Below are 13,637 nucleotides of genomic sequence, written 5' to 3'. Positions count from 1 at the left end.
GCGGCCGGGAGGTGAGTGGTGATCCGCGGGCCCGCAGGAGGGGGCGGAGCGGCCCGCGGATCACCGGCCCGGAGCCGTCCGGCGGTACCGGCGGCGGCTCATTTCACCGAGCCCGCCATCACCCCCTGGACGAAGTGCCGCTGGAAGGCGAAGAACACGATCACCGGGATCACCAGGGAGAGGAACGCCCCCGGCGCCAGCACCCCGATGTTGCTGCCGAACTGCCGCATCTCGGACTGCAGCGCCACCGTCAGCGGCTGCGAGTCGGCGTCCGCGAACAGCAGCGCCACCAGCATGTCGTTCCACACCCACAGGAACTGGAAGATGGCCAGACTGGCCAGGGCGGGCCGGCCCAGCGGCAGCACCAACTGGCCGAAGATGCGCCATTCGTTGCCGCCGTCCAGCCGGGCCGCCTCCAGCATCTCCCGCGGGATCTCCGCGAAGTAGTTGCGCAGCAGGAAGACGGCGAACGGCAGGCCGTAGGCGACATGGAACAGCACCACGCCGGGGATGGTGCCGAACAGGCCGAGTTCGCCGAAGAGTTCGGCCACCGGCAGCAGACCGATCTGGACCGGCACCACCAGCAGCGCCACCACCAGCAGGAAGATCCAGTCCCGGCCGGGGAACTCCAGCCAGGCGAAGGCGTATCCGGCGAGCGCGGCGATGATCACCACCAGCACGGTGGCGGGCACCGCGATCAGCACGGTGTTGCCCAGCGCCTGGGTGATGCCGCTGTTGTCCAGCAGCGCGGTGTAGTTGTCGAAGGAGAGCCGGCGCGGCTCGGTCAGCGCCGTCCACCAGCCGCTGGCCTGGTTGTCCTGTTCGGTGCGCAGCGAGGAGAACAGCAGCCCGGCCAGCGGGGTGAGCCAGACCAGCGCGATCAGCAGCAGCGCGATCCGCACCGCGCCGGAGGTGAGCAGCCCGGTGAGCCGGGCGGCGGGGCTCATGATCCGCTCCGGCGGAAGCGGCGGACGTTGAACACCATGGCGGGGATCACCAGGAGCAGCAGCAGCACGGCCAGCGCGCTGCCCATGCCCTGGTCGTTGCCGCCGCCGAAGGAGACGATCCACATCCGGGTGGCCAGCACGGCGGCGTCCTCCTGCACCGGTCCGGGGGCGATGACGTACACCAGGTCGAAGACCTTCATCACATTGATCACCAGGGTGACGAAGACGACCGTGAGCACCGGCGCGAGCATCGGCACGGTGATCCGGCGGAAGATCTGCCACTCGTTGGCGCCGTCGATCCGCGCGGCCTCCAGGGCGTCCCGGGGCAGCGAGGCGAGTCCGGCGCCGATCAGCACCACGGCGAAGCCGGTCCAGATCCACAGATAGGCGCCGATGACGGCCGGGGTGATCATGGCCGGGCCGAGCCAGGAGACGCCGCCGTAGGGCTCGGCGAAGTTTCCGGCGGGGAGCCTGACGGTGTATTCGCCGTCCGGCAGGCCGGTGAGGGCGAAGCTGCCGTCCGGCGCGGTGGTGGCGGTGGCCGCGACCGTCTCCCCGTCGGCCGCCAGGGCCTGGACGGTGATGCCGGGCAGTCCGCTCTCGCCGGGGTCCACCCGGCCCGGCTCTCCGCCGCCGCCCGGGGCGAAGTCGAGCCAGACCGTGCCGCGGAGTTCGTCCACGGCCGCCTGGGCGGAGCCCGCCCCGTGCGCGGGCTCCGCCTCTCCCGGGAGGTCTCCGGGGGCGATGCCGACCAGACCGAGGTCAAGGGTCTGGCCGGGGGCGGCGGTCCGGGCGCTCAGATAGGAGCCGTCCGGACCGGGTGTCAGGCCGGCGTCCTCGCGGGCGCGGGCGGTCGGGTAGGCGGCCTCGTCGGCGAAGGTGTCGTGCACGCCGGTGGCCACCGCGTTCAGCAGGCCGCGGTCGGGGTCCTGCTCGTAGGCGAGGCGGAAGATGATGCCCGCGGCGAGGAAGGAGACCGCCATGGGCAGGAAGAGCACCAGTTTGAAGGCGGTGGCCCAGCGGATCTTCTCGGTGAGCACGCCCAGCACCAGGCCGAGGCCGGTGAGCACGGCGGGGGCCACCACGACCCAGATGGCGCTGTTGCGGATGGCGGTCAGGGTGGCGTCGTCGGCGAACAGTTCGGTGTAGTTGCCGAGCCCGACGAAGCGGTCGCCGTCCGCGTCGAACAGCGAGCGGCCGATGGAGAAGACCACCGGGTAGACCACCAGGGCGCCGAGCAGAAGCAGGGCGGGGAAGACGAAGATCCAGGAGGTGATCCGGCGGCCCCGGACACCGGGGCGGCCGTCGGGCCGGGTCCCCCGCCCGGTGCGGCGCCGCCGGGTGGCGGTACCGCGCCGGGGCGCGGGGAGGGGCGGGGCGGGGGACCCGGCCGGCTGCGGGGGCGGGGGCGGGGAGGTGACGGACGTCATCGCGTGGTGTCCTCGGTCCTTGCTCGGCTCCTCGGCGGTCTCCGGGCTCAGTCGCCGAAGGCCTTGGCGGCCTCGGTCTCCAGGGCTTCGGCGGTGGCCTGGGGGTCGGAGGGGTCGCGCAGGAAGTCCTGGAGGATCTTCCACTCGCCGGCGCCGCTGGTGCCGCCGAAGGCGGCGGGGGCCTGGTCGGACATGTCGAAGCGGACGGTGTCACCGGCCTCGATCAGCGAGGCGGCGGTCTCCTGGGTGATCTCGTCGCCGTAGGCGGACAGGTCCAGGGCGCTGTTCGGGGAGAGGAAGCCGCCGGCCCCGGCCCAGATGGCGGCGGCCTCCGGGGTGGCCAGGAACTCCACCAGCCGCTGGGCGGCCTCGTTGTTCCCGCCGTCCTTGAGGATCACCGCGGCGTCGCCGCCGCTGACCACCGGTGCGGCGCCGCCGTCCACCGGCGGGAAGGGGAAGAAGAGGGCGTCCTCGCCCAGGGTGCGGCCGTAGTCCTCGCTGGCCAGGCCGCCGACGAAGTCGCCCTCGTAGACCATGGCGGCCTCCGGCTCGGGGCCGAAGACCTTGCCGACGGAGGTGGGGAAGTCGGTGGCGAGGGCGCCGTCGGCGCCGCCGGCGAGCAGTTCCTCGCTGGAGAACAGTTCGCCGAGGGTGGTCAGGGCCGTCACCACGGACGGGTCGGTCCAGGGGATCTCGTGGGTGGCGAGCTTGTCGTACATCTCCGGCCCGGCCTGGGAGAGGTAGATGTTCTCGAACCAGTCGGTGAGGGTCCAGCCGTCGGCGCCGGCCACGGCGAAGGCGGGCAGGCCGGAGTCGGCGAGGGTGTTGGCGTTCTCGATCAGTTCCTCGTAGCTGGTGGCCGGCTCCACGCCGGCAGCCGCGAACGCCTCCGGGCTGTACCAGATGGTCGACTTGTGGGCGGCCTTGAAGTACAGGCCGTAGAAGGTGCCGTCCACGGTGCCGTAGTCGCGCCAGACGCCGGCGAAGTTGGCGGTGGCGGTGGCGTCGACCGTCTCGTCCAGCGGCAGCAGCCAGCCGGAGCGGGCGAACTCCTGGAGCACGCCGAGCTGGGCGACCAGCACCACATCGGGCGCGGAGCCGCCCTGGATCTTGCTGCCGACGAAGGTGGCCAGGTTGTCGCCGGTGGAGGTGAAGGTGGTCTTGGCCCCGGTCTCCTCGGTGAACGCGTCCAGCACCTGCTGGAAGTTGTCGAGTTCGGTGCCGGTCCACACCCCGGCCACGGATACGGTCTGGCCGCTGAGGTCCTGGCCGGAGCCGTCGCCGGAGGCGGAGTCCGCGTCGTCCCCGCAGGCGGTGGCGGTGAGGGAGAGGGCGAGCAGGGCGGCGCCCGCGGCGGTGAACCGGCGGACGCGGCCGAGGCTGGTTCTGGAGGCGGTTGCGGGCCGGGTCAGTCGGCTCATGACGGTATGTCGTCCCTTCGAGCGGCATCCAACGGTTATAGATGCATGTTAGGTAGCGACGACGGACGGGTGTCAACGGGCTTGCAGGGAGGAAAATGCTTAACGGTTAGGTAAGCGGTTCCCGCCCGGGCCGGCCAGGGCTCAGTCCCGGCGCACGATGGCCGTCAGCTCCCGGCCCAGCCGGTCCACCGCGTCCTGCGGAGACTGACGCAGCGTCATCACATCGTGCACCACCGCCTGCACGGCCAGGCTGACCTGGTCGTAGTGCGCGCTCTTGGGCCGCGGTTCGGCCGCCAGCACACTGCTGCGCAGCGTCGGCAGATAGGGGTGCTCGCGCACCAGCGCGGGATCGTCGTAGAGCGAGGCCCGCACCGGGGGCAGCGATCCCTCGGTCAGCACCCGGCGCTGCACCGGCTCACTGGTGAGATAGGCGATCAGATCGGCGGCCGACTCCGGGTGGCGGGAGCCGCTGCTGATCGCCAGATTGGCACCGCCCAGCACATTGGCGCCCGGTCCCCCGGGGCCGGGCAGCGGCACCGCGCCCACCTTGCCGGCCACCGCCGAACCCGGCGCGTTGGCCTGGGTGTACACATAGGGCCAGTTGCGCAGGAACAGCAGCCTCCCGTCCTGGAAGGCCCGCCGCGACTCCTCCTCCTTCCAGGTCAGGGCGGCGCGCGGAATCCAGCCCTCGCGCACCCCGCCGGCCAGGAACTCCAGCCCCTCGCGCACCGCGTCGGAGCCGGCGGTCACCCGGGTGCCCTCGCCCGCCAGGAACGAGCCGCCGGCCGAGGCCACCGCCTCGGTGGCGTTCACGGTCAGCCCCTCGTAGGGCAGGAACTGGCCCGCATAGCCGTCCAGTCCGTGCTCGGGCGCCACCGTGCGGGCCAGCCCGGCCAGCTCCGCCCAGGTGCGGGGCGGCTCCGCGCCGGCCGCCGCCAGGATGTCGGTGCGGTAGAACAGCAGCCCGGCGTTGGTCACATGGGGAACGGCGTAGAGCCGGCCGCCGAAGGTCGCGGTGTCCATCACCGGCGGCAGAAAGGAGTCCAGGTCGAAACGGTCCGGGTCGAGCGCGGTGATCCAGCCGGCCGCGGCGAACTCCGAGGTCCAGGCCACGTCGATGTTGAGCACATCGAAGCGGCCGCTGCCGGAGCGCAGTTCGGTGATCATCTGGGCGCGGGTCTCGTCCGCGGCCTCCGGCAGCTCGATCAGGGTGACCCGTTCGTCCGGGTGCGCCTCGTTCCAGTCCGCCAGCAGGCCGGCCCAGTAGCCCGTCAGATCACCCGCGGTGACCAGGGTCAGCGGCCCGCGCCCGGCGGCCCGCGCCGGCTCCGGCGCGGCGGCGGCGTATCCGGCGAGCAGGGCGAGCACGGCCAGCAGCCCGCGCCCGGCGGCCCGCATCCACGGCATCGGCACCTCCCGTCCCCGGCGAGGGCAGCCCCGTCGCCACACCCGGGTCAGATCATATAACCGTTAGCTATGCGCGATAATGGGCCGTCCATCACGATCCACCCGCGGCACGGGACGGGGCGCACCGGGCGCCCGCCGCCGGCACCGCACTGTACGAGCCCCGGACGGGGAGGAGGAGGGCGCGCGTGCGTCTGCCGATCCTGGCTCTCCTCGCACACGGCCCCGCCCATGGCTACGAGCTCAAACAGCAACTCGAAAAACTGCTGGGCGCCGCCTATCCGCAGCCCAATGTGGGCCAGATCTACGTCACCCTGGGCCGGCTGGAGAAAACCGGGCTGATCGAGGGCGAGGAGGTGGAGCAGGAGAGCCGTCCCAACAAGCGGACCTACCGGCTCACCGAGGCCGGGCGCGAGGCCGTCGCGGCCTGGTTCGAGGACACCGCCGACGAGCCGCGGGTGCGGGACGAGTTCTTCATGAAGCTGGCACTGGCCCCCCGGACCGGGATGGCCGACCGGGTGGCGCTCATCAACAGACAGCGGCGCCAGTACCTCAATACCATGCGGAGCCTGTCCAAGCTGGCCGCCGCGGAGGACCGGGACAACCGGGTGGCCCAGCTGCTGATCGAGGGCGCCATGCTGCATCTGCAGGCCGACCTCGACTGGCTGGAACGCTGTCAGGAGGAGTTCGAGTGAGCCGAGCCGACCGAGACCGGGACGACGACGCACCGGCCGGCACCGCCCTGCTGCGCGCCGAGGGCCTGACCAGGACACACCGCGGCGAGGGCGGCCCGGTGCACGCGGTGCGCGGCGTGGACCTGCATGTGGACCGCGGCGAGTTCGTCGCCGTCACCGGGCCCTCCGGGGCCGGCAAGTCCACCCTGCTGCATCTGCTCGGCGGCCTCCAGCGCCCGGACAGCGGCCGGATATGGATCGACGGCCGCCGGGTCGACGGCTACAGCGAGACCCGCTGGGCGGTGCTGCGCCGCCGCCGCGTCGGCGTGGTCTTCCAGTTCTTCAACCTGGTCTCCAATCTCACCGTGGCCGACAATGTGGAACTGCCCGCGCTGCTGGCCGGCGTCCCGCCGCGGGCCGCCCGCGAGACGCGCGCCGGACTGCTGGCCGAGCTCGGCATGGACGGCAAGGAGCGGGCCATGCCCGGCGAGCTGTCCGGCGGCGAACAGCAGCGGGTGGCCCTGGCCCGGGCCCTGGTCAACCACCCCGACCTGCTGCTGGCCGACGAACCGGCGGGCAGCCTGGACAGCCGCGGCACCCGCGAGGTGCTGCGGCTGCTCACCCGCTTCCACCGGCGCGGCCAGACCATCGTGCTGGTCACCCACGACGCCCGGATGGCCAGCGCCGCCGACCGGGTGCTCAGCCTCTTCGACGGACGGATCACCGACGACGCCCCGCTGGACGGGGACGGCCCGGGCGGCGGGAACGGCCGCCGCGGCCGGGGAGTGTCCGGCGTGCTGGGACTGAAGGACTGACGCCGTGCGGGCCACGCTGCGCTGGGCGCACGCCGATCTGCGGGCACACCGCGGCGAAGCCCTGTTCTTCGTCCTGGCCACGGCCGGCATTGTGGCCTCGCTGCTGCTGGCCGCGGCGCTGTTCGGCTACGCCGCCAACCCCTGGCAGCGGGTCTTCACCCAGTCCGAGGGCGCCCACATCTGGCTGCACACCCGCGCCGGCGCCGACACCGGGGCGCTGACCGGGCTGGACGGGGTGCGGGGCATGTCCGGGCCGCACCGCACCGTCCGCACCACCACCGAGGCCCGCGGCGTCCCGGCCGAACTGGAGCTCCGGGCGGCCGGCACCGAACGGCCGGCCGTCGCCCGGCCGCAGCTCGTCACCGGCCGCTGGCTGAACGGCCAGGACGCCCGGGAGTCCGGCGACACGGCCGGCGGCGTGGTGCTGGAGCGCTCGCTGGCCGAGGAGCTGTGGGCCGAGCCCGGCACCCTGCTCGCCGTGCCGGGGACGGACGGCGGACACCGCACCCTGCGGGTGGTCGGGGTGGCCGAGACCGCCGAGCCCGGCTACCGGCCCGGCGAACGTCCCGGCGTGGCCTGGGCACCCCCGGCGGTGCTGGACCGCGCCGCCGCCGACCGCACCGGGCAGGCCGTCGGCCTCCGCCTCGCCGACCCGGCGGACACCGACTATCTGGTGCAGCGGGCGGTCACCCTGCTGGGCGCGGACCAGGTGATCCAGGTCACCGACTGGCGGCAGGCGCGCGGCGAGGGCGGCGGCAGCGACCGCACCCTGGGCCTGCTGTTCGCCGTCTTCGGCCTGGGCGCGCTGCTGGCCGCCGGGCCGGCCGCCTCCGGCGCCATCGGGGTGCGCATCCGCGGCCAGTTGCGGGACATCGCGGTGCTCAAGGCCGTCGGCTTCACCCCGGGCCAGGTGGTCCGCATCTTCCTCGTCCAGCATCTGGGCTTCGCCCTGCTGGGCGCGGCCCTGGGCACCGGGCTGATCGCCGTGCTCGGCGGCCTGCTGCCGGGCCGGATCGGGGATGCCACCGCGGTGTGGCGGGAACTCCCCGGCTCCACCGGGATGCTGGCCGCGGTGCCGGCCGCCACCGTGGCCTTCATCGCCGCCGCCACCTCGCTGACGGCCTGGGGCGCGGGACGGGTGCCGCCGGTGCCGGCCGGGCGGGCGGCGCTGCCCGCCGGGCGGCCGATGACCGGGCTGGCGCGCCGGGCGCTGGGCCTGCGGCTGCCGCCCGCGCTGGTGCTGGGCTGGCGCGGCGCCTTCCCGTGCCGGGCGCGCACCGTGCTGGGCGTGGCCCGGCTGGCGCTGCCGCTGCTGATGATCACCGTGGCGCTGAGCGCCTGGACCACGGTGGAACGCTTCCGGAGCAGCCCGGCCGAACTGGGCCTGCCGGCCGCGCTGACCGCCCACCCGCCGCACGCCGCCGCGGCCGGGCGGACGGCCGACGACGCGCAGGCCCGTTCCCTCCTGGCCGGCCACCCGGACGTGCTGACCGTCCACCCGGGCGCCGAGGTGGCCGCCCTGATTCCCGGCCAGACCGGCACCATCACCCTGCGCGGCCTCGGCGGGGACTACCCCTTCACCGTGGTCGACGGCCGGCTGCCGCACGGGCCGGACGAGGCGGTCGCCGGGCAGGGGCTGCTCGATCTGCTCCAGGTCCGGGTGGGCGACTGGGTGCGGATGACCGTGGAGGGCCGCCCGCAGATCCTGCATATCGTGGGCCGCTCCCTGGAGCCGGACAAGAACGGCCGGGTCCTGTCCACCGCCCTGGCCACCCTCCGGGAGACCGACCCCCGCCTGGATCCCGGCTTCTACCAGCTCGTGCTCCGCCCGGGAGCCGATCCGGACGCGGTCCGCGCCGATCTGGCCGCCGCCGCGGACGGCCGGCTGGACATCCGCGCCGTGCCCAATCCGGCCGACGGCCTCTCCGCCGCCTCCGCGGTGCTGACCGGCATGGTCGCGGTGCTGGCGCTGATCGGTCTGACCGAGCTGCTCACCGCCATCGCCGCCGGGGTACGGGACCGCCGCCGGGATCTGCTGGCCCTGAAGGCGATCGGCCTCACCCCGCGCCAGATCGGCGCCGTGATGGTCACCGCCACCGGCTTCACCGCGCTGGCCGCCGCGGTGGCGGGCACGGCGCTGGGCATCCCGGCCGGCCACTGGCTGATCGACGCCCAGGGCCGCTCCAGCGGCATCGGCGCCGGTATCGCCCAGACCCCGGCGCCGCCGCTGCTGGCGGCCGTGGTGGTGCTGGCGGTGGCCGGTGCCGTCGCCGTCTCCGCGGTTCCCGCCACCCGCGCCGCGCGCCGCCGGCTGGCCGACTCCCTCTCCGAGACCCTCTGACGCGCCGGCGGGTCCGGTGAGGGGTGCGGGCCGCCGCCGGTGGACGGCCGGCGGGGGCGGGAGGGGCGGTCCGTCCGGTGCCATGGCCGTGCGGCCGGTCCCCTGGAGGGCCGGCCGCACGGGTGGAGGGGGTGGTGCGGGGTTATGCGGTGGTGCAGGTGCCGCCGTTGAGCTGGAAGGCGGTGGGGTCGGCGACCTGGCCGGCGGAGGTCCCGTTGAAGCCGAAGCTCACCGAGGCGCCCGGGGCGATGGTGCCGTTCCAGGCGGCCGGGCGTGCGGTGACGTCCTGGCCGGTCTGGGTGATCTGGCTGCTCCAGTGGTGGGTGATCTGCTGGTTGTCGGCGAAGGACCAGGTCAGCTCCCAGGGGCTGACCGGCTCGGTGCCGGTGTTGGTGATCTCCACATAGCTGGTGAAGCCGCTGCTCCAGCGGTAGGAGGTGTAGGTGACCTCGCAGGCCGCCTCCTCCGGCTCCTCGTTGCCGTCGCCGGGCTCCAGGTCGTCCACGAAGGCGGCGACCCAGGCCAGCGGGGCGTTCCAGTTGATGGTGATCTCATTGGTGGCCCAGGACTCGATGTGGTCCACGTAGCACATGGCCGGGGCGCAGCCCTGGAGCAGGTCCTGGGCGACCGGGTCCTGGATCTCGACGTTGGGGCCGCCCGCGACCGAGCCGGGGGCCGGGTTGGGCAGGTCGGGGTCGAGCTGGTTGGCCCAGAAGCGGTGGTGCTGGTTCTTGGAGTCCCGCTCGCCGTAGCCGGTGACGTACGACTGGTTGAGCGGGTTGCGGCCGAGCAGGTAGTCCATGCCGCGCAGCACCGCGTCGCTGTACTTGGAGTCGCCGGTCAGGTCGTAGGCGGTGCCCAGCACCACCATGTTGTTGAGGACCTGGCTGTTGGAGCCCCAGACGTAGTTGGTGCCGGCGAACGGCACGCCGTAGGCCGCGGCCTGGGAGTCGGCGGCGAAGCCGTCGGCCGCCTCGGTCACCCGGGCGCGGATGCCGGTCATCTCGGCGGCGGTGAACTCGTTGGGCACGGTGGCCAGGGTGAGGGCGCCCAGTCCGGCGGTGGACTGCCAGGACAGGCCGCCGCGCGGGAACAGCGCGTCGGTGTCCTCGTGCAGCGGGGAGGTCACCAGGTGCTCGCGGTAGACGGGGTCACCGGTGGTGGTGAACAGCTCGGCCGCGGCCCAGTAGAACTCGTCGGTGACGTTGTTGTCGCTGTAGGCGCCGCCGCCAGTGCCGTCGTTGGGGTCGGCGTAGATCTCCGGGTTGGCCACGGCGGCCTGCCAGGCGGTGGTGGCGGCGGTCAGGCAGCGGTCGGCGAACGCCGCGTCGTAGGGCTCGAAGAGGCGGGCGCACTGGGCCGCGGCGGCGGCCAGGTTGAGGGTGGCGGCGGTGGACGGCGGGTGCAGTTCGCGGAGCTGCGGGTCGTTGTGCGGCAGCAGCGGCAGGCCGGTCCAGTTCTCGTCATGGATCTTGTGGTGGGCCATGCCGGCCAGTTCCTCGCCGGCGGGGACCTGCATCTTCATCAGGAAGTCGAGCTGCCAGGCGGCCTCGTCCAGGATGTCCGGGATGCCGTTGCCCTGCTCGGGGACGCGCAGCTCGCCGTCGCCCAGCGGGTCGCCGTCGGCGTGCTCGGCGGTGAGGGTGCGCTCGTACTCGGACATCATCTGGGCGACCGAGATACCGCCGTTGACCACGTACTTGCCGTGGTCGCCGGCGTCGTACCAGCCGCCGGTGACATCCAGGGTGTAGTCGCAGACGCCGGGCTGGCAGGGCACGTTGTCATCGCCCTGGTTGGGCGCCACATTGAGGTGCCCGGCGGGCCGGGCGTACTCGGCGCCGACCAGGTCCGCGTCGATCTCGATGCCGCTGCGGTTGTGGTAGAAGTACGCCAGCGCGTCGCTGCGGAGCTGCGAGTACAGGCCGTCGCCGATGTCGAACGGCTCGCTGGTCTCGCCCGCGATGGTCACGGTGTAGCCCTCGCCGGGCTCGGTGACCTCGCTGAAGTCGAAGGTGTGGACGTGCTGGTCCGAGGTCGGGTCGGTGCCGAACACCTCGGTGGTGCCGGTGGCCGCCGTCGTGCCGTCGGAGGCGTTCAGGGTCCAGGCCAGCGGCGTGGTCTCGTCGGAGACGAAGGTGCCGCTCTTGGGGCCCTCGGTGAGGTAGCCGACCTGGTTGACCCGGACCGGCGAGCCGGTGTCGGGCTCGTAGACGGGCGGCTCGGCACCGCCGGTGAGCGAGACATTGTCCAGGCAGAAGGTGAACGCCTCCTCGCTGCCGCCGATCTGGAAGGCGAGCTGGGCGGCGTCGTGGTCGGCGTCGGCGGCGAAGATGTGGCTGACGGTGACCGGCTCGGTGGTGATCTGATCGGCCGAGGAGTGCTCGGTGGTCCACGGGTCCACGGCCATCTGCACATTGGTGCGGATGGTGACCGGGATGCTGGCGTGGGCGGTGAAGCTCAGCTCGTAGCCCTCACCCGCGACCAGCGGGATGTCGTCCTGGCCGACGATCGCGTCCCAGGGGTTGAGGGTGCCGGCGGGCACCTCCGCGCAGAGCTCCCCGTCCACCACCGAGGCGGGGCTGTTCTCGGTCCACCACCAGGGGGCGGTGCCGGCGGAGAAGTCGCCGTTGACGATCTGCTCGGGGCCTTCGGCGGCTCCGGCGTAGGGGACGGCCATGGCACCGGCGATCAGGGCACCGATCGCCGTGCCGCCCAGAAGGAGGTTCCGGCCGCGGTGTCTGCGCCGGGTGGCTGAAAGTGGGGGGTGCGGAAGATGGCTCACGCCTCGGTCCTCGGTCGATGTCGGACAGGTTACGGGAGCGCTCCCACGGGCATCCTGCGGGTGCCGACGAGTCCACGTCAAGACAGCGTCCGGCTCAAGACGATTCAACGGCCGCATACCTCCGCCCGCCCGGCACCGCCGGTGCCGGGCGGGGTCCGCGGCGGACCCTCCGGGCGCCTGCGGCGCCGGGGAACGTGCCGGGACCTGCCCGGACGGCTCAGCCGGCGTTCCGGGCGGCGGCCGGCGGCGGGGCCTGGAGCGACTGGAGGACCTGGCGGGCCATGCCGCCCAGCATCATGAGCTGTTCCCTGGTGAGCACGTCCAGAAAGAGCCGCCGGACCGCCTCCACATGGCCGGGCGCCGCGGCCTCGATGGCCTCCCGCCCGGCCGGGGTGAGCACGATGAAGGAGCCCCGGGCGTCCTCCGGGCAGCCCTCCCGGCCCACCAGGCCGCGCCGCTGCATCCGGCCTATGTGGTGCGACAGGCGGCTCTGCTCCCACTCCAGCCGCCGCTGGAGCTCATAGGGCCGCAGCCGCCCCTCCGCGACGTCCGTGAGACAGACCAGCACCTCGTAGTCGGCCAGGGACAGCCCGGAGTCGCTCTGGAGCTGGCGGCCCAGCCGGGCGTTGAGCCGCGACTGCATCTGCTGATACGCGCGCCAGGCGCGCTGCTCCTCCGCGTCCAGCCATCTGGTGCCATCCATGCGGCCAGCTTACCGGGAGAATGCATGACTCATCATGTATGTTGGTGAAGGCTAAATGACACATCATCCTTGCGGATGACCCCCGACCACCCCGTCGACCAGGGAGAACCACCATGAGCAGCAACGCCCCCACCGCCGAGCTGACCGGCAGCTACACCATCGACCCGGCCCACAGCCGCATCGGCTTCGTGGCCCGGCATGCGATGGTGACCAAGGTCCGCGGCGCGTTCAACGAGTTCGAGGGCACCGCCGAGCTGGACGGCGAGAAGCCGGAGCAGTCCAGCGTCCGGGTGACCATCAAGGCCGCCTCCATCGACACCCGCAACAGCCAGCGCGACGAGCACCTGCGCAGCAACGACTTCCTGGCCATGCAGGACCACCCGGAGATCACCTTCGTCTCCACCGCGGTGCGGCGGACCGGCGACACCACTTTCGACCTCACGGGTGACCTGACCGTCCGCGGTGTCACCCGGCAGGTGACCATTCCGTTCAGCTACGAGGGCGCCGCGCAGGACCCGTTCGGCAATCTGCGGGTGGGCCTGGAGGGCTCGGTGGAGATCAACCGCAAGGACTACGGCGTGGTCTGGAACGCGCCGCTGGAGACCGGCGGCCTGCTGGTCAGCGAGAAGGTCACGCTGGAGTTCGAGATCTCGGCGATCAAGCAGTCCTGACCCCGCGGTCCGGCCGCCGCCCCGGGCGACGGCACGAAATGGACCGTCCGCGGACCGCCGGGCCGCCGGCCGACCCCCGGGCCGGCGGCCCGGCCTTCCTTCCGGCCTTCCTCTGCCCCATCGCCCCTTCAACTTCTGAAGCCTGTCAGCCTCGTTGACAGGCTTCTGCTGTGCTGGCTTCATGAGAGGCGATGTCGAAAGCGTCACTTCGACGCCGCCGGGCGACAGTCCCCGACACAAGTCGCAGGAAGGCGGCACGGACCTGCGGGCCGGTGGAGCCGCACCGTCCCGGTCCCGGGGCCGCGCCGCCGCGCCGGCCGGCGGCTCGGCCGCGGTGACGCCGCCGCACCGCCCGCAACGGACCGCCGCCGCACAGCCCGCACTACCGCCCGATCGCGCCACCCGCTTTCCAACGTTTCAGCCCCACCCCCGCACGGGGCTGTGCACGG

Annotated in this window: 10 protein-coding genes; 4 read left to right on the top strand and 6 right to left on the bottom strand. The window is 73.1% G+C overall.

The window, feature by feature from the left end; all coding sequences use genetic code 11:
• Positions 1-98 precede the first annotated feature (98 nt).
• The 4 genes from BM242_RS09390 to BM242_RS09375 form a co-directional block, all read right to left on the bottom strand.
• The gene (locus tag BM242_RS09390; protein ID WP_093838218.1) at positions 99-947 is read right to left on the bottom strand and encodes a carbohydrate ABC transporter permease; all 849 of its coding nucleotides are present in this window, start codon (positions 945-947) and stop codon (positions 99-101) included.
• Positions 944-2,377, bottom strand: a complete 1,434-nt coding sequence (locus BM242_RS09385; protein WP_093838217.1) for an ABC transporter permease — start codon at positions 2,375-2,377, stop codon at positions 944-946. The genes BM242_RS09390 and BM242_RS09385 overlap by 4 nt, the downstream gene beginning before the upstream one ends.
• Before the next feature lie 47 nt (positions 2,378-2,424).
• A complete protein-coding gene (locus BM242_RS09380; protein ID WP_093838216.1) occupies positions 2,425-3,798 on the bottom strand; it encodes an ABC transporter substrate-binding protein in 1,374 nt (457 codons plus the stop codon).
• 141 nt (positions 3,799-3,939) lie between these two features.
• Complete coding sequence (locus tag BM242_RS09375) at positions 3,940-5,205, bottom strand: ABC transporter substrate-binding protein (protein WP_093838215.1); 1,266 nt, start codon at positions 5,203-5,205, stop codon at positions 3,940-3,942.
• 185 nt (positions 5,206-5,390) lie between these two features.
• Between BM242_RS09375 and BM242_RS09370 the strand changes: the two genes are divergently transcribed.
• From BM242_RS09370 to BM242_RS09360, 3 genes are read left to right on the top strand one after another with little or no spacing between them, the layout of a single operon-like run.
• A complete protein-coding gene (locus BM242_RS09370; RefSeq protein ID WP_093838214.1) occupies positions 5,391-5,897 on the top strand; it encodes a PadR family transcriptional regulator in 507 nt (168 codons plus the stop codon).
• Entirely contained in the window at positions 5,894-6,691 is a 798-nt protein-coding gene (locus tag BM242_RS09365; protein WP_245833931.1) for an ABC transporter ATP-binding protein, read from the top strand. The genes BM242_RS09370 and BM242_RS09365 overlap by 4 nt, the downstream gene beginning before the upstream one ends.
• Before the next feature lie 4 nt (positions 6,692-6,695).
• Positions 6,696-9,032 carry an ABC transporter permease gene (locus BM242_RS09360; protein ID WP_093838213.1) on the top strand — a complete coding sequence of 779 codons (2,337 nt, stop codon included), beginning with the start codon at positions 6,696-6,698 and terminating at the stop codon, positions 9,030-9,032.
• Positions 9,033-9,174: 142 nt separating this feature from the next.
• Here the strand turns inward: BM242_RS09360 and BM242_RS09355 are convergent, their stop codons facing one another.
• Complete coding sequence (locus BM242_RS09355) at positions 9,175-11,709, bottom strand: glycoside hydrolase family 9 protein (protein WP_093838212.1); 2,535 nt, start codon at positions 11,707-11,709, stop codon at positions 9,175-9,177.
• A 322-nt stretch (positions 11,710-12,031) separates the two neighbouring features.
• Positions 12,032-12,517 (bottom strand): MarR family winged helix-turn-helix transcriptional regulator, encoded by a 486-nt coding sequence (locus BM242_RS09350; protein ID WP_093838211.1) that lies wholly within the window; start codon positions 12,515-12,517, stop codon positions 12,032-12,034.
• A gap of 113 nt (positions 12,518-12,630) precedes the next feature.
• On the opposite strand from BM242_RS09350, the gene BM242_RS09345 reads away from it, so the two are divergent.
• Positions 12,631-13,188: a YceI family protein gene (locus tag BM242_RS09345; RefSeq protein WP_093838210.1), complete on the top strand. Its 558-nt coding sequence runs from the start codon at positions 12,631-12,633 to the stop codon at positions 13,186-13,188.
• Positions 13,189-13,637: the final 449 nt, after the last annotated feature.

The sequence above is a fragment of the Streptomyces aidingensis genome (assembly GCF_900112355.1).
GTDB lineage: Bacteria > Actinomycetota > Actinomycetes > Streptomycetales > Streptomycetaceae > Streptomyces > Streptomyces aidingensis.
Note: the sequence above shows the minus strand (reverse complement) of the source record. Positions and strands in the feature narration are given on the sequence as shown.